Annotated in this window: 21 protein-coding genes; 9 read left to right on the top strand and 12 right to left on the bottom strand. The window is 64.0% G+C overall.

Going from position 1 to position 19,390, the window contains the following annotated elements; genetic code table 11:
- The first annotated feature begins 3 nt into the window (after positions 1-3).
- Positions 4-912 carry a DMT family transporter gene (locus tag ACYG9V_RS12895; protein ID WP_023727358.1) on the top strand — a complete coding sequence of 303 codons (909 nt, stop codon included), beginning with the start codon at positions 4-6 and terminating at the stop codon, positions 910-912.
- A gap of 134 nt (positions 913-1,046) precedes the next feature.
- On the opposite strand, the gene ACYG9V_RS12890 is transcribed toward ACYG9V_RS12895, so the two are convergent.
- On the bottom strand, positions 1,047-1,910 hold the full coding sequence (locus ACYG9V_RS12890; protein WP_352765529.1) for a LysR substrate-binding domain-containing protein: 864 nt from the start codon (positions 1,908-1,910) through the stop codon (positions 1,047-1,049).
- A 112-nt stretch (positions 1,911-2,022) separates the two neighbouring features.
- Between ACYG9V_RS12890 and ACYG9V_RS12885 the strand changes: the two genes are divergently transcribed.
- Positions 2,023-2,433: a tautomerase family protein gene (locus ACYG9V_RS12885; RefSeq protein WP_023672705.1), complete on the top strand. Its 411-nt coding sequence runs from the start codon at positions 2,023-2,025 to the stop codon at positions 2,431-2,433.
- A 3-nt stretch (positions 2,434-2,436) separates the two neighbouring features.
- On the opposite strand, the gene ACYG9V_RS12880 is transcribed toward ACYG9V_RS12885, so the two are convergent.
- Both ACYG9V_RS12880 and parS read right to left on the bottom strand, forming a co-directional pair.
- Complete coding sequence (locus ACYG9V_RS12880; protein WP_023689127.1) at positions 2,437-2,943, bottom strand: RES family NAD+ phosphorylase; 507 nt, start codon at positions 2,941-2,943, stop codon at positions 2,437-2,439.
- Positions 2,940-3,428, bottom strand: a complete 489-nt coding sequence (parS, locus tag ACYG9V_RS12875; protein ID WP_352497162.1) for a type II RES/Xre toxin-antitoxin system antitoxin — start codon at positions 3,426-3,428, stop codon at positions 2,940-2,942. Before parS ends, ACYG9V_RS12880 begins: the two co-directional genes overlap by 4 nt.
- A gap of 200 nt (positions 3,429-3,628) precedes the next feature.
- On the opposite strand from parS, the gene ACYG9V_RS12870 reads away from it, so the two are divergent.
- Positions 3,629-5,851, top strand: a complete 2,223-nt coding sequence (locus ACYG9V_RS12870; protein WP_352765531.1) for an AMP-binding protein — start codon at positions 3,629-3,631, stop codon at positions 5,849-5,851.
- A gap of 160 nt (positions 5,852-6,011) precedes the next feature.
- Here the strand turns inward: ACYG9V_RS12870 and pssA are convergent, their stop codons facing one another.
- Positions 6,012-6,827: a CDP-diacylglycerol--serine O-phosphatidyltransferase gene (pssA, locus tag ACYG9V_RS12865; protein ID WP_023672701.1), complete on the bottom strand. Its 816-nt coding sequence runs from the start codon at positions 6,825-6,827 to the stop codon at positions 6,012-6,014.
- 3 nt (positions 6,828-6,830) lie between these two features.
- Entirely contained in the window at positions 6,831-7,613 is a 783-nt protein-coding gene (locus ACYG9V_RS12860) for a phosphatidylserine decarboxylase (protein ID WP_460221954.1), read from the bottom strand.
- Positions 7,614-7,794: 181 nt separating this feature from the next.
- Here ACYG9V_RS12860 and ACYG9V_RS12855 point away from each other — a divergent pair, with 181 nt between their 5' ends.
- Together ACYG9V_RS12855 and ACYG9V_RS12850 are read left to right on the top strand one after the other, a co-directional pair.
- On the top strand, positions 7,795-8,472 hold the full coding sequence (locus ACYG9V_RS12855; protein ID WP_352765534.1) for a lysozyme inhibitor LprI family protein: 678 nt from the start codon (positions 7,795-7,797) through the stop codon (positions 8,470-8,472).
- Between the two features lie 97 nt (positions 8,473-8,569).
- Positions 8,570-9,442, top strand: coding sequence for an SMP-30/gluconolactonase/LRE family protein (locus ACYG9V_RS12850; RefSeq protein WP_352765535.1), 873 nt, complete (start codon positions 8,570-8,572; stop codon positions 9,440-9,442).
- Here ACYG9V_RS12850 and ACYG9V_RS12845 read toward each other — a convergent pair.
- The 4 genes from ACYG9V_RS12845 to ACYG9V_RS12830 form a co-directional block, all read right to left on the bottom strand.
- The gene (locus tag ACYG9V_RS12845) at positions 9,421-9,756 is read right to left on the bottom strand and encodes an antibiotic biosynthesis monooxygenase (protein ID WP_023685667.1); all 336 of its coding nucleotides are present in this window, start codon (positions 9,754-9,756) and stop codon (positions 9,421-9,423) included. The genes ACYG9V_RS12850 and ACYG9V_RS12845 overlap by 22 nt on opposite strands.
- A gap of 285 nt (positions 9,757-10,041) precedes the next feature.
- On the bottom strand, positions 10,042-11,922 hold the full coding sequence (locus tag ACYG9V_RS12840; RefSeq protein ID WP_352499551.1) for an ABCB family ABC transporter ATP-binding protein/permease: 1,881 nt from the start codon (positions 11,920-11,922) through the stop codon (positions 10,042-10,044).
- Between the two features lie 24 nt (positions 11,923-11,946).
- Positions 11,947-12,282 carry an ArsR/SmtB family transcription factor gene (locus tag ACYG9V_RS12835; RefSeq protein WP_023693986.1) on the bottom strand — a complete coding sequence of 112 codons (336 nt, stop codon included), beginning with the start codon at positions 12,280-12,282 and terminating at the stop codon, positions 11,947-11,949.
- 230 nt (positions 12,283-12,512) lie between these two features.
- A complete protein-coding gene (locus tag ACYG9V_RS12830) occupies positions 12,513-14,075 on the bottom strand; it encodes a LysM peptidoglycan-binding domain-containing protein (protein WP_352765537.1) in 1,563 nt (520 codons plus the stop codon).
- Positions 14,076-14,200: 125 nt separating this feature from the next.
- Between ACYG9V_RS12830 and ACYG9V_RS12825 the strand changes: the two genes are divergently transcribed.
- From ACYG9V_RS12825 to ACYG9V_RS12815, 3 genes are all read left to right on the top strand, one after another.
- Complete coding sequence (locus ACYG9V_RS12825) at positions 14,201-14,812, top strand: LOG family protein (RefSeq protein WP_023673582.1); 612 nt, start codon at positions 14,201-14,203, stop codon at positions 14,810-14,812.
- Complete coding sequence (locus ACYG9V_RS12820; protein WP_023727585.1) at positions 14,799-15,074, top strand: hypothetical protein; 276 nt, start codon at positions 14,799-14,801, stop codon at positions 15,072-15,074. The genes ACYG9V_RS12825 and ACYG9V_RS12820 overlap by 14 nt, the downstream gene beginning before the upstream one ends.
- Before the next feature lie 620 nt (positions 15,075-15,694).
- Positions 15,695-15,967 (top strand): hypothetical protein, encoded by a 273-nt coding sequence (locus tag ACYG9V_RS12815; protein WP_352499553.1) that lies wholly within the window; start codon positions 15,695-15,697, stop codon positions 15,965-15,967.
- A gap of 152 nt (positions 15,968-16,119) precedes the next feature.
- Here the strand turns inward: ACYG9V_RS12815 and ACYG9V_RS12810 are convergent, their stop codons facing one another.
- Positions 16,120-16,365, bottom strand: coding sequence for a hypothetical protein (locus tag ACYG9V_RS12810; RefSeq protein ID WP_352499554.1), 246 nt, complete (start codon positions 16,363-16,365; stop codon positions 16,120-16,122).
- A gap of 296 nt (positions 16,366-16,661) precedes the next feature.
- Between ACYG9V_RS12810 and ACYG9V_RS12805 the strand changes: the two genes are divergently transcribed.
- A complete protein-coding gene (locus tag ACYG9V_RS12805; protein ID WP_352499555.1) occupies positions 16,662-17,654 on the top strand; it encodes a transporter in 993 nt (330 codons plus the stop codon).
- Positions 17,655-17,720: 66 nt separating this feature from the next.
- On the opposite strand, the gene ACYG9V_RS12800 is transcribed toward ACYG9V_RS12805, so the two are convergent.
- Both ACYG9V_RS12800 and rarD read right to left on the bottom strand, forming a co-directional pair.
- Positions 17,721-18,407, bottom strand: a complete 687-nt coding sequence (locus tag ACYG9V_RS12800; protein ID WP_023673578.1) for a glutathione S-transferase family protein — start codon at positions 18,405-18,407, stop codon at positions 17,721-17,723.
- 11 nt (positions 18,408-18,418) lie between these two features.
- A complete protein-coding gene (gene rarD, locus ACYG9V_RS12795) occupies positions 18,419-19,375 on the bottom strand; it encodes an EamA family transporter RarD (protein WP_460221953.1) in 957 nt (318 codons plus the stop codon).
- Positions 19,376-19,390: the final 15 nt, after the last annotated feature.

Raw genomic sequence — 19,390 nt, 5'->3', positions numbered from 1 at the left:
GAGATGACGGAAGCGCTCGACGGCCCAGGCACCACAGATACCGCTGCCGATCGTACGCTCGGCATCATGCTGGTGGCGGCCTCGGCGGCTTTCTTCGCCCTGACCGGCGTGCTGACCAAATCGATCCACGCCGACCCGCTGACCATCACTTGCTGGCGCGGCTTTGTCGGCGCGATCCTGATCACCTTCTATGTGCTGTGGCGCCGGCGCCGCTCCGGCGGGCGGGAAAGCTTGCGGCTTGGCTGGCGCGGCTGGTTGCTGGCCCTCGAGGGCGCCGCGGCCAGCATCGCCTTCATCTCGGCGTTCAAATTCACCTATGTCGCCAATGTCGCGGTCATCTACGCCACCGCGCCCTTCATCACCGCGCTGCTCGCCTTCGTGCTGGTGCGCGAGCCGTTCCGGGCGCAGACGCTTGCCGCCGCCGCCGTTTCGCTGTGCGGCGTGGCGATGATGGTCGGCTCCGGCTTCGGCAGCGGTCATCTGTTTGGCGATGGGCTCGCGCTGCTGATGACCGCCGGCAGCGCGCTCTACATGATCATGGTGCGCGCCTTCCGCGACACGCCGGTGGTGTGGGCGGGCGCAGTCTCGGCGCTTCTGCTGTTCGTGCTCGGCTGGTTCGTCACCGACCCCCTGGCGATTTCTGCTCGCGACGCCGTGCTGCTCGTCGCCTTCGGAGGATCGTTTGCGGCGGCGTCGATCCTGTGGACGGAAGGCTCGCGGCTGATCCCTGCGCCCGAGTCCGGCCTTCTCGGTGCCGCCGAAGTGCCGTTTGCGATCCTGTTCGCCTTCCTGTTCCTCGGCGAGATCGCGCCGGCCGCCAGCCTGATCGGCGGCGCCATAGTACTGTGCGCGGTTTTCGCCCATGCGGGGCGCGACTGGCTGGCCGCGAGAAAAAGCGCGGCAACCCAATAATTATTTTCCAAGTCATGGAACCATCATGCGGATCAGGCAGTTTTATGTGCGACGGGTCACCCCCCAAGTCCCCCCAAACCCCTCGACCCGTCCTCCTCAAAGCCGACCGTAAAGGTCGGCTTTTTCTTTGGACATCAGACGGCAAAGCCGGGCAAGGCGAGGTTGTCGCTGAGCAGGATGGCAAGATCGCGCGCCGGCCGCTCGGCGCCCTGGCCGAGTTTTATCGCGAATTGCGCTGTCGGCACCGGCGGCAGGGCGAATTCGCGCGGTGCTTCGGCAATGCCTGAATGGGCAAAGCGGGCGGTGCGCAAGGTCAGCGCGATGCCGGCATTGACCGCCGTGCGCAAGCCGGCAAGGCTGGCGCTGCCGGCGGCAATGCGGTAGCGGCGGCCGGCAGCATCGAGGGCCGCGAGTGCTGCTTCGCGAAAGCCGCAATAGGGGTCGAGCAGCGCCAGCGGCAATTCCTCTTCCCGCACGGCAAGCCCTTTTTGCGAGCACAGCCACAGCATCGGCTCACTGAACAGCCCGACTTCGTCATTGGCCGGCGTCTTGCGCATGACAACGGCCAGATCGAGCTGCCCGGCCTGCAGCGCCTCGCCAAGCTCGGCCGAACGGCCAACGCGGAGTTCGACCCTGACGCGCGGATGGCTGGTCGCGAAGGCGCGCAGCAGCTCCGGCAGGCCGCTATCGGCGAAATCCTGTGTCGTGCCGATGGCGACGCGACCAGCGGCACGCGCGCCCTTGAGCGCCAGCCAGGCCTCGCTGTGCACGGCAAGAATGCGGCGGGCATGACCGACAAGATCCTCGCCGGCCGGCGTCAGCCCGCGCCCGCGCCCCTGCGCCACCAGCAGCGGTTCGCCGACGATTTCCTCCAGACGCTGCATCTGCGCGGTCACCGCCGAGGGCGAGCGGCCGACAGCAGACGCAGCCTGAGCCAGCGAGCCGCCATCGACAAAGGCAAGGAAGGTTTTGAGCAGATCGGGATCGAGAGCTTGCATACTTCGATAATACAGAACCTTTTGTTCGAAACAATTCGATTTTTTTGATTCAAAGATGATGGCATTGTCTCTCCAACGGCAAACAGACGCCGCTCAAACGAAGGAGAGAAAAATGCCCATCATCAACATCAGCGTCACCGGCAAGCCCGACGCCAAGCTGTCCGCCACAATCGCCAAGGAAATCACCGAGCTGACGGCAACCCATCTGCGCAAGGACCCGACGATTACCGCCGTCGCCGTCACCTATGTCGACCCGCAGCATTGGTTCGCCGGCGGCAAATCGCTGGCGGAGCATGGCGCCAACACCTTCTGGCTCGACATCAAGGTGGTCGACGGCACCAACACCAAGCTGGAACTGGAGGCTTATCTGAAGGCGATCTTTGAGGCCTTTGGTAAGTTGCTGGGTGGTGTGCACGAGGAAAGCTATGCCTTCGTGCATGAAGTCCCGGCCGCTGCTTACGGTTATGGCGGCAAGTCGCAGGAGTTCCGGTTCATCAGTGGGCGGCTGAAGGCCACGGCCTGATTGCTACCCAGCGGGAGGATGAAGCCTTGTATCAAGCGCGAAATCCTCCCGGAGATGCAAGCTATAAAGGCCTGCCGCCCGGTTGGGATCGAACACCAGGTTCCAGCTGTGCTGGGATACCGCGCTGGGGATCAGAAAGAACGGATGCTTTGCCAGCAGACCATCGCCGAACTGCTGCTGTCCCGCGCCCGGGATGCCGGGACGCAGCCAGTTCGCGTTCGGAATATCGTCGGTTTGGACCACATAAATCTCTGATGGATCGACGATGTCGAATGCCGTCAGCACGTGAGGGACAGTATCCAGCGTGCGAAACCCCTTGTGGACCGCCACCTCCAAGATGGCGGTCGATGGGTCGATGGACGCATATACGGCTCTGATCCCTTTGCTGTTCCACCTTCCCCCAAGCTTGAAGGCTCCTTCGCCACTGTCCCAGCTCGCCTTGAAGCGTCTGTGATCAAGCCTCCAGCCCAACAACTGCCCTGTTCCGAGGGAGCCCGGCAAAGGCGTCACGCGTAGACACCATAGTCGAGCCGCTCAAGAAACTCCTGCACAAGCGCAGTGCCCGCCGCCGTGGCCAGCAGATCGATCGGCCGGCGATTGTCCAAACCCATGGCAGGCTCGATCATCCATTTTTCCGCGTCTTCCTGAGTCCCGAGCACGGACGTGGCCTTTGTCAGGAGCTTGGCGAAGTTCCAGGTTCTGGAACCTTGCTCCCGACTGAGGGTCTTGGAGTGATCCGATTTGTGCCGCTGAAATGTCCGCTCGCTCATGCCGAATGCGGTCTCAAACGCATCGGCGGGATCAATGACCATCAGATGCCTGACGAGGCTTTCGAGCGCCTGGCCCGGAATTCCATGCAGGATCATTTCATGTGCCTCAAGAGGACTGGCTACCGAGAATCCAAGAACCTTCCGTCCACCAAACAGGTCGACCATTCGTTCGAACTCCGGCTCCATATGTGGTGCCTCGGCAAAACCCAGCGGGGAACTGGCCATATTACCTCTCCGTCACGTGTCGCTTTTATTTACGACACGTGTCGCAACATTTCAAGGCCTGCGTTTGGGTCATTGCCTGGTGAGGTCAGGTGGAACACCGCTCCCTCGCACCCGCGCATTGACCTTGCTCCCCATTGCGCTACCCTCTGCTCTCGAAGCGGACGAAGAGCCGCATACCGGACCGTTGGGAGAGACGCGGCATGATCCTGACACTGGCGCTGCTTGCAGGCCTCGTGCTGGCCTGGCTGCTGATTGGCGCTATCGAGACGTTTCGTCTCGACCTGCGCTTTACCCAGGCGCTACTCTATGTGCCGTTCAAGCTCGCCTACCGGATCGATGACCGGCGCATCCGCATTGCCCGCAACGCGCCGACGCCGGTGATCTATGTGGTCTCGCACCAGTCACGCTTCGAGCCGGCGCTGATGCTGTCGCTGCTGCCCGACGACACGCTGCACATTCTCGACGAGGCCTCGGCGCGCTCGCCCTGGATGGAGCCTTGGCGCGAGCTTGGCCGCACCATCGCCTTCAACGCCGAGCATCTCTTCGTCAGCCGGCGGCTGGTCAGGGTGCTGAAGGGTAAAGGCCGGCTTGCCGTCTACCTGCCCGATGACGTCGAGCCCGATGTGAAGACGTTTCGCCTGTTCCGCGCCGTCACCCGCATCGCCATGCAGGCCGACGCCCGCATCGTGCCGATCTTCGTCACCGGCTCGCGCGACCTGCCGGTTTCCTTGACGCCAAAGAACCGGGCGCCGCGCCACTGGTTCCCAAAACTCTCGATCAGCGTGCTGGAGCCAATGACGATTGCCGAACTGGTGGCGCGCAACCCCGACCAGGCTTCCAACACCAATGCGTTGTTCGACCGCATCGCCGAGGCGCGGCTTTATGGCAGCAACCTCGATCGCGGCCTGTTCCTGGCCATGCGCGATGCCGCGGATCGCACCGGCGCCTCGCATCCGATCATCGAGGATGTGATCAGCGGCTCGCTCAGCTATCGAAAAATGTTCATCGGCGCGCGCGTGCTCGGCCGCCGTTTCGAGGCGGTGGCGGCGCCCGGCGAAGCGGTCGGGGTTTTGCTGCCCAACGCCAATGGCGTGGTGCTGTCCTTCGTCGGCCTGCTCTCGGCCGGCCGGGTAGCGGCGATGATCAACTACACGGCAGGGCCGGCCAGCGTAACCGCCGCGGTGCGCGCGGCAGTCATCCGAACGGTGGTTTCCTCGCGCGCGTTCGTCGAGAAGGCGGCGCTTGCCGACATCATCGCCGCCATCGAGGCCGGCGGCGCCAAAATGCTGTGGCTGGAGGATGTGCGCGCAAGCGTCACGACGCTGGAAAAGCTCGCAGCAGCGGTGCTGTGGCGGTTCCCGCTGCAGCGGCAGGATGCGGCCAAGCCCGCCGCAATCCTGTTCACCTCAGGCTCGGAAGGCACGCCCAAGGCCGTGATGCTGTCGCACCGCAATCTCCACGCCAACGCCATGCAGGCCGAGGCGCGCATTACCATTTCGCCGTCCGACATCCTGCTCAACGTGCTGCCGGTTTTTCACTCTTTCGGCCTGACCGGCGGTACCATCCTGCCGCTGGTGACCGGGGTGAAACTGTTCCTCTACCCGTCACCGCTGCACTACAAGATCATCCCGGAGATCGCCCGCAAGGTGAAGCCGACCATCATGTTCGGCACCGACACTTTCCTCGCCAACTATGCCCGCACCGCCAAGGATGGCGATTTCTCCAGCCTGCGCTTCGTCGTCGCCGGCGCGGAAGCGGTGAAGCCGGAGACGCGGCGCGTTTATCGCGAGCGCTTCGATGCCTCGATCATCGAGGGGTTCGGGCTGACGGAGGCCGCTCCCGTCGTCGCCGTCAACACCGCCATCCATGGTCGCGACGGCACGGTCGGACGGCTGTTGCCGGCGATGCGCATGAAGCTCGAACCGGTCGAGGGTATCGAGGGTGCCGGCCGCCTGTGGCTCGACGGGCCGAATTTGATGATGGGCTACATGACCGCTGACCGGCCCGGCGAATTGCAGCCGCTGGACGGCTGGCACGACACCGGCGACATCGTCTCGGTCGACCGCGAAGGCTTCATCACCATTCGCGGCCGGGCAAAACGCTTCGCCAAGATCGCTGGCGAGATGGTGTCGTTGGGCGCCGTCGAGATGCTGGTGCAGTCGCTGTGGCCGGAAGAGCGCCACGCCGCGGTGGCGGTGCCGGACAAGAGGCGCGGCGAGCGCATCGTGCTGGTCACCACCGCCGACGACGCCGATCCGGAAGAACTGCGCGCCTTCGGCAAGAAGGCAGGTGCGGCCGAACTGATGGTGCCCAACGACATCGTCAAGGTCGGGGAGATCCCGGTGCTGGGTTCCGGCAAGACGGATTATGTCTCGACGCGGAACCTGGCGATCGAGAAGCTGGGGCTGGGCCTGGCGGCTTAGCGTATCTCCCTCCTTGAGGGGGAGATGGCCGGCAGGCCAGAGGGGGTCGCCTCGCGTGAAGCGCCGACGTCCTCTTCGCTCAAACGAGGTCGCGTCCGGGGCGTACCGACCCCCTCTGTCGCCTTCGGCGACATCTCCCCCTCAAGGGGGGAGATGACAACTACCCAATATCCGACGGCGGCACTTTTTCGCCCTCGCGCTTGGCGCGCTTCGAATACGCCCGCACGCTGAAAGGCAGGAAGATGAGATAGCCTGCGACAGAGGCGGTCAGCGTGTACCAGGGATAGGTCATCAACAGCAGGACGTAGAGAACGACCGCCAGGATGATCGGCAGCACCTTGTCGCCCGGCACTTTCAGGCTTTTGCCGGAATAGACCGGCAGCCGGCTGACCAGCAGGAAAGCGACCAGCACAGTGAAGCCGGTGGCGACGAATGCCGTCAGGCGGTCCGGCTCGAGACCGAGCCGGAGGAAGGACAGATAGAGCGGCAGCATAACCAGCACGGCGCCGGCCGGCGCCGGCACGCCGACGAAGTATTCGCTCTGCCAGATCGGCCGGTCATGGTCTTCGTCGAGCACGTTGAAGCGCGCCAGCCGCAGGCCACAGGCGATGGTGAACAGAAGAGCTGCGATCCAGCCGAAGGAGCCGGCGCGGTCGAGCAGGAAGGCGTAGAGCACCAGTGCCGGCGCGACGCCGAAATTGACGATGTCGGCCAGCGAATCCATCTGCGCGCCGAATTTGGATGTCGCCTTCAACATGCGCGCCAGGCGCCCGTCTATGCCGTCCAGGAAGGCGGCGAGCAGCACCATCACCACGGCCGGCTCGAAACGGCCCTCGAAGCCGAAGCGGATGCCGGACAGGCCGGCGCAGATGGCAAGTACGGTGACCAGATTGGGCAGCACCATGCGCATCGGAATCTCGCGGATGCGCGGGCCGCCGCTGCCATGGGCCTCGAACTTTTTGAACGGCGCGCCCACCGCTTACGAAATCCTGACGAGCGGGGTTGCGGAGACGCCGCCGAATTCGGCGAGCACGGTTTCACCTCCGACCGCCGTCTGGCCGACGGCGACGCGCGGCACCGCGGTCGAAGGCAGGAAGACATCGACGCGCGAGCCGAAGCGGATCAAGCCGAAGCGTTCGCCGATGGCGATCGAACCGCCGGTCTCGGCCCAGCAGACGATGCGGCGTGCCACCAGGCCGGCGATCTGCACGGCGACAACGATGCCGTTGGGACTGTCGATGACCAGCCCGTTGCGCTCGTTCTCCGAGCTTGCCTTGTCGAGTTCGGCATTCAGGAACTTGCCCGGCCGGTGCTCGATTTTGGTGATGCGGCCGCGCACCGGAGCGCGGTTCACATGGCAGGAAAAGACGTTCATGAACACCGAGATGCGGGTCATCTCGGTGTTGCCGAGGCCAAGCTCGCGCGGCGGCACGGCCGGGCCGACCGCCGAGATGACGCCGTCGGCGGGACTGACCACCAGCCTGTCATCGACCGGGGTGACACGCTCGGGGTCACGGAAGAAATAGACGCACCAGGCGGTCAGGATCAGGCCGATCCAGAACAGCACCGAGGAGAAATAGCCGAGGAACAGCGTGCCCGCACCAAAGGCGGCAATGAACGGATAGCCCTCGCGATGGATCGGAACGAAGGCATTCTTGATCGAGTCGACGAGGCTCATTGGCTGGAGCTCATGGGATGGGGGCGGTCCCTGTTTCAGGTCCGGCCTCAATACCGGAAAGGCTCCGCTGCCGCAACGCAACATTGGGCAAGGCCGCATCGTCCGCAGCCGGCAGGAACGGTGACGTGCTTGCCTGTCGGCTGCTTTGCCGCCAGAATTCGGGCCAACGCCGGCTGAACGCGCGGCGAAAAGGCCGACTGCCATGGCGCCAAATTCAGGCAAAACGTATCTTGTTGCCATACGATCGTCAGCCGTGGGTGCCGTTTTGACCGTACTTGTGGCAGCGAGCGACCACGCAGTTGCGCAAGGCAAGCCATCCTTCGACTGCGCCAAGGCCGCCAGCTTGGCGGAAAAGGCCATTTGCGCCGATCCGGTCCTGGCGCAAGCCGATGCCGACGTCGCGAAGAATTATACCGCGCTGCTGAAGAGGCTCGATGCTCATGCCGGGAAGGCGCTGCGGGACGACCAAAGCGATTTCATCGCCTATCGCGATCAGATCGCCGGTTTCAACGAAAGTTCGCCCAAGAACCAACAGACTTTCGATCTCGGCGAATTCCTGCGCGACCGCGCAACCTTCCTGTCCGGCATACGCAAGCCCCCCGATGCAGGTTTGATCGGCGCATGGAGCAGCGTGCGCGGCAGCGTCGACATCAAGGCTGTTGGCGGAGGCAAGGTCGAAATCTCGGAAGATGTCGTTTCCAATCCAGTCTCGGGAAGTGGGTCATGCGAGATCGACGGCACGGTCGAGGAGCGCAATACGCTTCGACTTGAGGACACCGACGACAACGACAACCCAACCGGTTTTGTCTTTACCTTCCGACGCGACGGCGATGCGCTTGTCGTCGAGCAGAGCGGCGCCGGCAAGGATGGCAGATCGGAGCCCCTGTCATGCGGTGCCAACGGCCATGCCGATGGCACGTTCTTCCTGAGCGAAAAACAGTAAACCTGCTGTCGGCAAAACCACCCCTCACCCGTCCTTGGTGAGACGGCGATCATGGTTCCTTGCCATGATTGCGCACCCAACAAGGAGTTACCCCAAAATGCTGAACCAAACGCGTCTCGTTGCCGCCGGCCTCGCGTTCGGGGAGTCGCCGCGCTGGCATGACGGACGGCTGTGGCTCTGCAATTGGGGCACCGGCGAGATCGTCGCCGTCGATGCAGACGGCGACAGCGAGATCCTGCTCAAGATACCAGCCACCCTGCCCTATTCCATCGACTGGCTGCCGGACGGGCGGCTGCTGGTCATCTCGGGGCGTGAAGGGCTGCTGCTGCGGCAGGAGGCGGACGGAACGCTCGCCACCCATGCCGATTTGAGAGAACTGTCAAAGAGCCCGTGGAACGAGATCGTCGTCGACGGGCGCGGCAACATCTATGTCAATGGCGGCGGGTCGGCGCCTGCACCGGGCGAGCATTTCGGGCCCGGCACCATCGTGCTGATCACGCCGGACGGCTCGGTTCGACAAGTGGCCGAGAACATCGCTTTCGCCAACGGCATGGCGGTGACGCCGGACAACATTACACTGATCGTGGCGGAGTCGCATGCCAACCGGCTGACCGCCTTCGATATCGCGGAGGATGGCGGGCTTTCCAACCGCCGGGTCTGGGCCGATCTCGATGGCTTTCCCGACGGCGTCTGCCTCGATGCCGAAGGAACTGCCTGGTATGCGGATGTTCCCAACAAACGCTGTGTGCGGGTGCGCGAAGGTGGCGAGGTGTTGCAGACAGTCGATGCCGATCGCGGCTGCTTTGCCTGCATGCTGGGCGGGCCGGATGGCACGACACTGTTCATCGTCGCCGCCGAATGGCGTGGTTTCGAGAACATGATCAGCGATGCCCGCACCGGCCAGGTGCTGAGCGTCGAGGCGCCAGCACCTGGCACGGGCTGGCCCTCCTACATCTCAGGCAGACGCTGATAGTTGGCGATATCGGCCTTCACACCCAGCCGGGCAATGGTCTCCTGCGGGTTGAAGCCCGCCCGCTCGTGGGCCGCCTTGACGATCGGCACGACATTGTCGACGGCCGCCTGGTTTTCCCATTCGACAATGGTGACCAGGTTGAACTCACCCGGACCCGAAAATTGCTCGAGCACGAAATCCTGGACGAAGCCTTGCTGCAGGCGCAGCAGTTCATGCGTCGCCCTGACCTTGCGAAGGATTTCTTCACGGGCCTCGGCAGGAACGACGAATTTGTCGACCCTGAACACGGCTGCCTCGGCAAGTTTATCCATTTGAATCTGTCTCCGTTCTTGAACGACTTGGGTTCGGTGGCTCAGGAACGGGTTTGCGATCTCAACTTAGGTTGAGGTCAAGGGGAAATTTTCGGTGGTGATGATGGCGACGACGCTGCATATCTCCCCCCTTGAGGGGGAGATGGCCGGCAGGCCAGAGGGGGTCGGTTCGACTGGATGCGCCCCCCTTGCGACCGATGAAGGTTAGCGCTCCACGCGCGGCGACCCCCTCTGTCGCCTTCGGCGACATCTCCCCCTCAAGGGGGGAGATCGGCGCTCCGCCGCCTAGCTCACCTCCGAAGTCCTTCTGCGCACAACCACACCCAGCTCATCGCTCTCCCTAGCAATGCGCAGCCTCTCCTCGGCTTCCGTCGCTTCGCGCTGGCGGTCCCACATCGAGGCGTAGAGGCCGTGTTGGCGCATCAGCTCGGCATGGGTGCCGCGTTCGGCGATCTCGCCGTCCTTGAGTACGATGATCTCGTCGGCCGTGATCACCGTCGATAGGCGATGGGCAATGACGATGGTGGTGCGGCCCTTGCTGACCAGGTCGAGGGCGGCCTGGATCTCCTGTTCGGTGTGGCTGTCCAGCGCCGAGGTCGCCTCGTCGAGCATCAGGATCGGCGGCGCCTTCAAAATCGTGCGGGCAATCGCCACGCGCTGCTTTTCGCCGCCCGACAGTTTTAGCCCGCGCTCGCCGACCATCGAGCGGTAGCCTTCGGGCAGTCGTTCGATGAACGGGCCGATCTGGGCAAGCTCGGCGGCTTTCTGCATGTCTTCCTCGCTGGCGCCGATGCGGCCGTAACGGATGTTGTAGGCGATGGTGTCGTTGAACAGCACGGTGTCCTGCGGCACCATGCCGATGGCGCCGCGCAGGCTCGCCTGCGTCACATCACGGACATCCTGGCCGTCGATCAGCACCTGACCGCCCTGGACGTCGTAGAAGCGGAACAAGAGCCGCGAAATCGTCGACTTGCCGGCGCCGGACGGGCCCACGATGGCCACCGTCTTGCCGGCCGGAACTTCGAAGGAGACGCCCTTCAGAATCTTGCGGCTGGGGTCGTAGGCGAAGTGCACGTCGCGGAACTCGACCTTGCCGGCTGTAACAGTGAGCGGCTTGGCATCCGGCTTGTCGGTGATTTCCTGCGGCACATCGAGCAGGTCGAACATCTGCTCGATGTCGGTCAGCCCCTGGCGGATTTCGCGGTAGATGAAGCCGATGAAATTGAGCGGCACCGAAAGCTGCATCAGCATGGCGTTGATGAAGACGAAATCGCCGACCGTCTGCGTGCCGGCCTGCACCTCCAGCGCCGACATGCACATGACGATGACGGTGCCGAGACCGAAGATGATGCCCTGGCCGAAATTCAGCCAGCCGAGCGAGGTCCATATCCTGGTCGCCGCCATTTCATAGCGCGCCATCGAACGGTCGAAGCGCTCAGCCTCCATACCCTCGTTGTTGAAGTATTTGACGGTCTCGTAGTTGAGCAGCGAGTCGATCGCCTTGGTGTTGGCGTCGGTGTCGCTGTCGTTCATGTCGCGGCGGATCGAGATGCGCCAGTCGCTGGCGCGCACCGTGAACCAGACGTAGAGCCACACCGTGGCCGCCACCACGACCACATATTTCCAGCCATAAGTGTAGGCGAAGATGCCGGTGGTCAGCGCGAATTCGAGGATGGTCGGCGCCGTGTTCAGCATGATGAAGCGCACGATCGTCTCGATGCCCTTGGTGCCGCGCTCGATGATGCGCGACAGGCCGCCGGTGCGGCGCTCGAGGTGAAAGCGCAGCGACAGCTGGTGCATGTGAACGAAGGTGCGGAACGCGAGCTGGCGCACCGCATATTGGCCAACGCGGGCAAACAGCGCGTCGCGCAGCTGGTTGAAGCCAAGCTGCACCAGCCGCACGACATTGTAGGCGACGACCAGCATCACCGGCGCCAGCAGGAAGGACGGCAGCGGCGGCGGCGATTTGGCGTCACCGGCCAGAGAATCGGTCGCCCATTTGAAGAAGTACGGCCCGGCAACCAGTGTCAGCTTGGCAACGACCAGAAGCAGCGTTGCCCAGGTGACGCGTGCCCTGAGATCGGCGCGGTCGGCCGGCCACATATAGGGCCACAGATTGCGCAAGGTGCTGAAGGTCGAGCTATCGGAAACGGTTTTTTCTGCCACTTGTCTTGCCTTTTGGGTGAGAAATCAGCGGCCGGAGCAGCAGGAATTGACGAGTGCGGTCAGCGATGCGGAAACGTCGGCGAGCGCGGCGCGGTCGAGTTGATAGCGCGAGCGCTGGCGGTCGGGCTCGAAGCGGACCAGCCCGGCTTCGACCAGGATCTTCAGATGCTGGGACACGGTGGACTGCGCCAGATCGAGATGATCGACCACCTCGCGGCAGCAGCAGGAATTGCTGGCCGAGAGATGTCTAAGGATCTCGATGCGCGCCGGGTGCGAGAGTGCGGCGAAGCTCGCGGCAACGGCGCGGCTTTGGGGCGGTGCGCAGTTTGCGTGGTCTGGTTCAGTGAGCGAGTCTGCCATCGTTCATCGGCGATAGACGATGAACGGGTGCGTGGCAAGCTAACCCGATGGGTAGAGCGACCTAATCTCCCCCCTCGAGGGGGAGATGTCGCCGAAGGCGACAGAGGGGGTCGGTACGTCCTGATGCAACGTCGTTTGCAGCAAAGAGAAGGTCGGCGTTCTATGCGCGGCGACCCCCTCTGGCCTGCCGGCCATCTCCCCCTCAAGGGAGGAGATCAAGCGCTCGGCCGCTACTGCGTCTTCACCGGCGCCGTTGTCACCTGCTCGCCCATCGCCTTGAGGTCGGCGGCTTCGCCTTCCTTGGACTTTTCCGGAACCTTGAACACCTGCCCCGGCCAGATGCGGTCGGGATCGCTGATCTGGTCCTGGTTGGCGAGATAAATGGTCGAGAAGCGCACGCCGTGACCGTAGACGCGCCGTGAGATCCGCCACAGCGTGTCGTGCCTGCGGATGATGACCGCGCCGTCTGCATGTTCGAGCTTTGGCGCCACCGTCTCGGGCAGGTCGGGCGTTGCCGCCGCGACGACGGCTGGAGCCTCAGCGGCGGGCGCTGCCGGTGCGGCTGGTGCGGATGCGGCAGCAGCCGGTGCGGCCGGCTCAGCAGGCTTTGCTTCGGCGGGCTTGGTCTCGGCGGGCTTGGCCTCCGCGGGCGCCACGGCGGCGATCGCCTCGCCGGGTTCGCGCTCGAACGGCACGGCGGCACGCGCTACCACCTTCACGCCGTCCGCATCGAGACCGTCGACATGGATGGTGTAGTTGCCGACCGGGATATCGCGCGTCGCCTCGACCAGGAAATGACCGTCGGGCGAGGTCACCGCATCACCAAGCAGGATATCGTTGGCATAGGCGCGCACCTTGCGGCCGGCGTCAGCCAGACCGGCAACGAAGATCTTGTTGCCGTCGATCTCGACCGCTTCGACGACGATCTTGGGTTCAGCCACGGCGGCAGCCGGCGGCGTTGCCGGTGCCGCCGGTGCCGGCACCGGTGTTGCCGGAGCGGCGGCGGCTTCCACAGCCGGAGCTGCAGGCGCGGTTTCAGCGGGAGCGGCGGGTGGGGTCGCGGCAGGTGCCTCAGCGGCCGGGGCAGCGGCCTGATCGCCGGCGGCCGGTGCCGCGGGCTTGGTCTCAGGCGCCGGGACGCTAAGCAGCTCGGCCGGCTTGCCGGGTTCCTCGACCATCGCCAGCACCTGGCCGGCGGCGTCCTTGGGAACCGAAACGACGGCGGTCTGCACGGAAGGGGTAACCACATCGCCGGCCGTCGCGCGCAACGCAATCGTATAGTCGCCGGGCTTCAGCGGATCGTCGAGAACGATGACGAAGGCGCCGTCCGGACCGGCGACAGTCGAGCCAAGCACCGAGGAGCCGTTGAGGATCTCGATCTTCGAATTGGGCGCAGCATTGCCGGCAACGACGATCGAGCCGTTGCTTTCGACGCGCACGACGTCGAAGCTCGGCGCAACCGGGCCGGCCGCGGCCGGTGCTGGGGTTGCTGGGGCAGCAACGGGCGCGGCAGGTGCCGCCGGAGCCGCAGCTTCGGTCGCGGGAGCCGTTGCGTCGGCAGGCGCGGGTGCTGCGGGAGCCTTGGCATCGGTGGGCGCGGCGGGCGCCGGCGGCAGCCTTCCCTCGGTCCCCGGATCGGCCGGCTTTTCAGCCGGCGGCGTCAGCGATGCAATCGCCGCAGGCGGCGTGGGATTCAGATACGGGTCGAGTGCGCCCGATACATAGGCGGTTCCGACGACCGCGACGGTCCCACCCGCCGCGAACAGAAACGCCTTCAATGGATTAACAGCCATATTTCCCCTACCCCTTAGCCACCTGAAGCCGGTCTAGCGTGTTTTGCCGGCACCGACAAGAAAAAGCCCGGGCTTGTCAGCCCTTAGGGCTTGACCCCGCATTCAGACCCAATCACCAATCACGAATGAACACGATTCGATCCGTCTGCGTCTATTGCGGCTCGTCTCCGGGCCGCGATGAAATCTATGCCAAGGCCGGGCACCTGCTTGGCCGCTCGCTCGCCAAAGCCGGCCTGCGGCTGGTCTATGGCGGCGGCACCAAAGGCATTATGGGCGCAGTCGCCGAAGGCGCGCTCAAGGCCGGCGGCAAGGTAACGGGCATCATTCCGCGCTTCCTCATCAACAAGGAGGCGACCGAAACCGCGCTTGACCGGCTCGACGAGTTGCTGATCACCGACAACATGCACGAGCGCAAGCACAAGATGTTCGAGAAATCCGACGCCTTTGTGGCGCTGCCCGGCGGCATCGGCACGGTCGAGGAAATCGTCGAGATCATGACCTGGGGCCAGCTCGGCCATCACCGCAAGCCGATCGTCTTCGCCAACGTTCAAGGATTCTGGGATCCGATGCTGGCGCTGCTCGACCATATGGCCAGCGAAGGCTTCATCCACACCGCGCAACGGGTCAAGCCGCTGGTGGTCGAAGACCCCGAGGCCATCGTCGCCGCCATCATGGTGGCGGGGTCGTCGGTCGATGCGCCGACGGAAGGCGTGCAGTCTGTAATTGACAAGATGTGAGGACGAAGCCGGCCTTGGCGCAGGCGGCCAGGAATTGAGCCCGGTTGGTGTCGTCGGCCTGGCGCACCAACTGCGCCGCGTCGTGCTGGCGCTCAAGGCTGCCGGCTACGAAACACTGGGCAACACCTGGATCGGCGACAGCAACAAGGCCAGCCTGGCCCAGAAGCAGAAGTCCAATGCGAAGCCACTGATCGACTGCATCTGCTTGGCAAGGATCTGTAGCGTTGGGGCAGCTGACTTCGATCTGTCCAGCTTTTCTTGAGCTCCGTCTTGTGCGCAATGTAAGCACGTTGGCGACGATTTCCATTTGCAGCCCGCTTCGCAGTTGGTTATCGGAGAACATTGGGCGGGAACGGAAATTTGGAGAGCGAGACAAAGGAAAGATGAATCCGCGCGAGCGATTGACGGCCGCGAAGGGCGAGATCGCGTCGCAACCAAGGACGGCGATCCTGGTCCTCGGAATGCACCGCAGCGGCACCTCGGCGCTCGGCGCCCTCGTCGCCGCGCATGGAGTCACGCCGCCGCGCCGAAACATCTGCTGCCCGGGAGCCTCCACAATCCCAAGGGACATTGGGAAAGTACCCCACTCACCATCGCCGACGACCACCTGCTCACGGCGGCCGCCTCCTCCTGGCAAGATTGGCTGCCGCTAGATCGGCAGTGGCTGCAGTCGCCGGCAACCGAGCGATTTCGGCCCATGATGACGGCGATCATTGCCAGCGAGTTCGGCGATGCCCCCCTGTTTTTCGTCAAGGATCCGCGGATCTGCCGGTTCCTTCCCTTCATAGCCTCGATCCTGGCCGATCTCAGGATTGACCCGATCGCATTCTGCCTGTTCGCAACCCGCTCGAAGTCGCCTGTTCGCTGCAGGAACGGGATCAAATGGCACTGCCGACAGCGTTCATGCTGTGGCTCAGGCACGTGCTCGAAGCGGAGCATCATTCGCGACACATGCCGCGCTGTATCCTGCGCCACGAAGACCTGTTGAGCGACTGGCGACATCAGATGGACCGCGCGGCCAGGGAGACCGGAATCTCTGGCCTGTCACGTCCGATCACGCCGACGCCGCAATCGCCGAGTTCCTGGACAAGGATCTGCATCATCAGCGGGCCTCGGTCGCTGATCTGCAAAACCATCCGGATGCCACGCCGTTAGTCCGCAGTGCCTATGCCATTTTGCGCAGTATGGCGTCTGAAGGCGACAGCCAGGACTTGCGCGACCAGCTCGACAGGGTGCGGGCGACGTTCGATGAGAGCTGCGATGTGGTTGGCAAGGCCGTTGCCGCAGGGAACCTGGCCGCTAAACGGCTACACGGCGAACTGGGAAAGGGCATCGTCGAGCGTGACGCCCTCGCTGACGCCCAACAGGCCCTCATCCGAGACCGAGACAGCTTCATGGCGGAGCGTGACGCGCTCGCTCACGCCCAGCAGGACCTCATCCAAGCCCGAGACAGCTTCATGGCGGAGCGTGATGCGCTTGCTCACGCCCAGCAGGACCTCATCCAAGCCCGAGACAGCTTCATGGCGGAGCGTGACGCGCTCGCCCTGGGCCAAGACGGCCTCGTAGCCGAGCGTAGCGCGCTGGCCAGGATCCGAGACGACCTGGTGGCGGAGCGCGATGCGGCGCTTGCGTCACGCAGATGGCGATTGACCGGACCGTTGCGATGGGTGAGCTCCATTCGTCGGCGATAGCAGCAAACACTCTAAACGCTGCTCGACAAACTGTGATCGCCTGTCAAGAAACCGTCACACGGAACCCGCCTCCCTCGTGTTACGAAGGACGGGTCGGCATCCGCGCGTCGGCATAGTCGAAATCTGAACCTGGTCGAAATTTCTTGGCGAGGCGAGCCGTGAACATTGCTCTCAACGCGGAAGGCCTGTCGCCTTACCTGCCCGACGAGCACGGGCTGTTCTTCATCTACCATTTCACCGCCGAGGGCCTGCGCACCAAGGACGCGGCCGAGGTTGCATGGACATGGCGCAGCTACCAGCTGTCCGACCTGCGCGCCCGTCATGAGATCGCCGCCGAGCAGGCTCTGCCCGGGCCGGTGCGCGAAGCTTTCCTCGGCGCCAGCCAGGGTTGCCACATCGATCTCGAGGATGCCTGGCTTTATGGCGACCTGCCGGATCTGCGCCACGACTATTCGGCGGAAGCGCGCGGGCTCGGCCATTTCCGTTTTGCGCTCAACGACAAGACGCTGATCGGCGCGCGCAAGCAGCCACTGGAATCGGTCGATCTCATCCGCAAGGCGGTGGAGAGCGGCTCGCGCAAATTCCGCTCCCCCGCCGACCTGGTCGAAGCGGTCATGGGCCAGTCGCTCGACGGCATGGCGGCCGAGCTCCTCGGTCTTGGCGATACGCTGGACGGCATCGAGGACCGTATCGTGCGCGATGCCTGGCACGGCGAGCGGCAGGCGCTGGTCGAGGCGCGCCGTCAACTGGTGGTCATCCACCGGCAGATGGCGACGCTCACAAACCTTTTTCGCCATCTCGACCATTCGCATCGCAATGAGCTGCCCGATCGGATCAATGACATGGCGACAAGGCTCTCGCACCGGGCACACACGCTCTATCACGACGGCGAGCAGTTGCAGGCACGCGCAAGGTTGCTGCAGGACGAGTTGATGGCCAAGCTGACAATGCAGTCCAACCAGCTGCTCTATGTGCTGTCGGTGATGACGGCGGTGCTGTTGCCGATGACCATCATATCAGGCCTGTTCGGCATGAATGTCGGTGGCCTGCCCATGGTCAATACGCCGATGGGCTTCTGGGTGGTCTCGGCGGTTTCGATCGTGATCGCCGCGGCGACCTACATGTTCGTAAGGCGGCTCGGGCGGACGTAACGCCTCGATCCCTTTGTTTTCACTCAATTCCCAAGGGAACGCGACGCGCTTTTCCTGGAATGCCCATCACGCCGTAGCGCGAAGATCCTCGACGATGGTGCCGGCGGCAGCGACCTCCGCCTCATGGTCCGGCTCCCGCCAGGTCTCGGCGAGACCCGCCGCATACCATTCCTGCATGGCCGGCAGGCCAAGCAATTGCGGGGGATAGGCTGCAGCTGCCCCTTCGAAAGACAGCCCATAGGATAGCACACGGAACGCCACCGGAGCAAAGAAGGCGTCGACGGCGGTAAAATGGCCGCCGGCAAGGAACGGCCCGCCGAACAGGGCAAGGCCATCGTTCCAGAGATCGCCCAAACGGAACAGATCCTGCTTCAGCGCGTCCGACATCGGCAACGGTTTCACCCGCAAGCCGCAATTCATCGGGCATGCGCCGCGCAAGGCCGTGAAACCAGAATGCATTTCGGCGGCGGCCGAGCGCGCCCAGGCTCGCGCCTTGGCCTCGGCAGGCCACACACCATGGTGGCGCTCGGCGAGATACTCGGCAATAGCCAGCGAATCCCAGACAGCCCAGCCGTCATCCACCAGGCAAGGCACGCGCCCGCTGGGCGAGAACGCCCGGTAGAGATCGAAACTGGGCCCGGTCGGAAACGGCGTCAATTGCTCCTCGAACGGAATGTCGAGGGTGCGCATCAGCACCCATGGCCGCAGCGACCATGACGAATAGTTCTTGTTGGCGATATGCAGCACGTACATCGAAAGGCTCCCTACTTCGGGGCCAACGCCACCGGGCGGATTTCACGGCCACGAAACATCGACCAGGAATACATCGCCAATGCCGCCCAGATCAGCGCGAAGGCAATTGCTTGCGTGGTGCCGAACGGCTCGTCGAAAATCAGCACGGCTATCAGGAACACCATGGTCGGTGCGATGTACTGCATGATGCCGATGGTGGAGAGGCGCAGAAGCTTGGCGCCGAAGGCGAACAGAAGCAGCGGCACCGAGGTGACTGGGCCGCAGCCGATGAGCAAAGCCATATCGGTGCCGTTGCTGGAGATGAAATGGTCCTGGCCGTTGACGACCAGGAAGACGATGTAGGCAAGCGCCGGCACCGACAGCAAAAGCACTTCGAGCAGAAAGCCCTGGCTCGGGCCGATCGGCAGCGTCTTGCGGAAGAACCCATAGGCAGCGAAGGAAAACGCCAGCGCCAACGACACCCAAGGCAATTTGCCGGCATCGACGGTCAGAACGGCAACTGCGACCGCCGCCAGCAACACGGCCACGATCTGCAGCCGGTCGAGCTTCTCGCCGAGCAACAACGCGCCGACGACGATGCTAACTAATGGGTTGATGTAGTATCCGAGCGCGGTCTCGACGGTGCGGTCGACCGAGATCGCCCAGACATAGATGGCCCAGTTGACGGAGATCAGGGTCGCCGTCAGCGCCGCCATGGCGATGCTGCGCGGCGAGCGGATCGCCGCCTTGAAATCGGCTGTGCGGCCGGCCCAGACCAGCACTGCAGCAGCAATCGGCACCGACCAGACGATGCGGTGGGCGATCACCTCGATCAGCGGCAGATGCGCAACCGCCTTCATGTAGAAGGGCAACAGGCCCCATAGCAGATAAGCGCCGAGCGCGAGGAGAAAGCCGCTGCGGGCTTTGGAGTCGGCGTCGGGCTGGATCGTGTCGCTGGCCATGGCAAACGCTATGGCCCAGTGGGCCATCCAAAACCATCGCAA

Source organism: Mesorhizobium sp. W016 (genome assembly GCF_054719485.1).
Note: the sequence above shows the minus strand (reverse complement) of the source record. Positions and strands in the feature narration are given on the sequence as shown.

What these genes read in the sequence shown, in the direction of transcription:
- ACYG9V_RS12850 (WP_352765535.1), top strand. Translation starts at nt 8,570, where the DNA reads ATGCTGAACCAAACGCGTCTCGTTGCCGCCGGCCTCGCGTTCGGGGAG.
- ACYG9V_RS12800 (WP_023673578.1), bottom strand. Translation starts at nt 18,407, where the DNA reads ATGTACGTGCTGCATATCGCCAACAAGAACTATTCGTCATGGTCGCTG.
- ACYG9V_RS12890 (WP_352765529.1), bottom strand. Translation starts at nt 1,910, where the DNA reads ATGCAAGCTCTCGATCCCGATCTGCTCAAAACCTTCCTTGCCTTTGTC.
- ACYG9V_RS12895 (WP_023727358.1), top strand. Translation starts at nt 4, where the DNA reads ATGACGGAAGCGCTCGACGGCCCAGGCACCACAGATACCGCTGCCGAT.
- ACYG9V_RS12830 (WP_352765537.1), bottom strand. Translation starts at nt 14,075, where the DNA reads ATGGCTGTTAATCCATTGAAGGCGTTTCTGTTCGCGGCGGGTGGGACC.
- rarD (WP_460221953.1), bottom strand. Translation starts at nt 19,375, where the DNA reads ATGGCCCACTGGGCCATAGCGTTTGCCATGGCCAGCGACACGATCCAG.
- ACYG9V_RS12815 (WP_352499553.1), top strand. Translation starts at nt 15,695, where the DNA reads ATGGCACTGCCGACAGCGTTCATGCTGTGGCTCAGGCACGTGCTCGAA.
- ACYG9V_RS12845 (WP_023685667.1), bottom strand. Translation starts at nt 9,756, where the DNA reads ATGGATAAACTTGCCGAGGCAGCCGTGTTCAGGGTCGACAAATTCGTC.
- ACYG9V_RS12835 (WP_023693986.1), bottom strand. Translation starts at nt 12,282, where the DNA reads ATGGCAGACTCGCTCACTGAACCAGACCACGCAAACTGCGCACCGCCC.
- ACYG9V_RS12825 (WP_023673582.1), top strand. Translation starts at nt 14,201, where the DNA reads ATGAACACGATTCGATCCGTCTGCGTCTATTGCGGCTCGTCTCCGGGC.
- ACYG9V_RS12860 (WP_460221954.1), bottom strand. Translation starts at nt 7,613, where the DNA reads ATGTTGCGTTGCGGCAGCGGAGCCTTTCCGGTATTGAGGCCGGACCTG.
- ACYG9V_RS12885 (WP_023672705.1), top strand. Translation starts at nt 2,023, where the DNA reads ATGCCCATCATCAACATCAGCGTCACCGGCAAGCCCGACGCCAAGCTG.
- ACYG9V_RS12870 (WP_352765531.1), top strand. Translation starts at nt 3,629, where the DNA reads ATGATCCTGACACTGGCGCTGCTTGCAGGCCTCGTGCTGGCCTGGCTG.
- parS (WP_352497162.1), bottom strand. Translation starts at nt 3,428, where the DNA reads ATGGCCAGTTCCCCGCTGGGTTTTGCCGAGGCACCACATATGGAGCCG.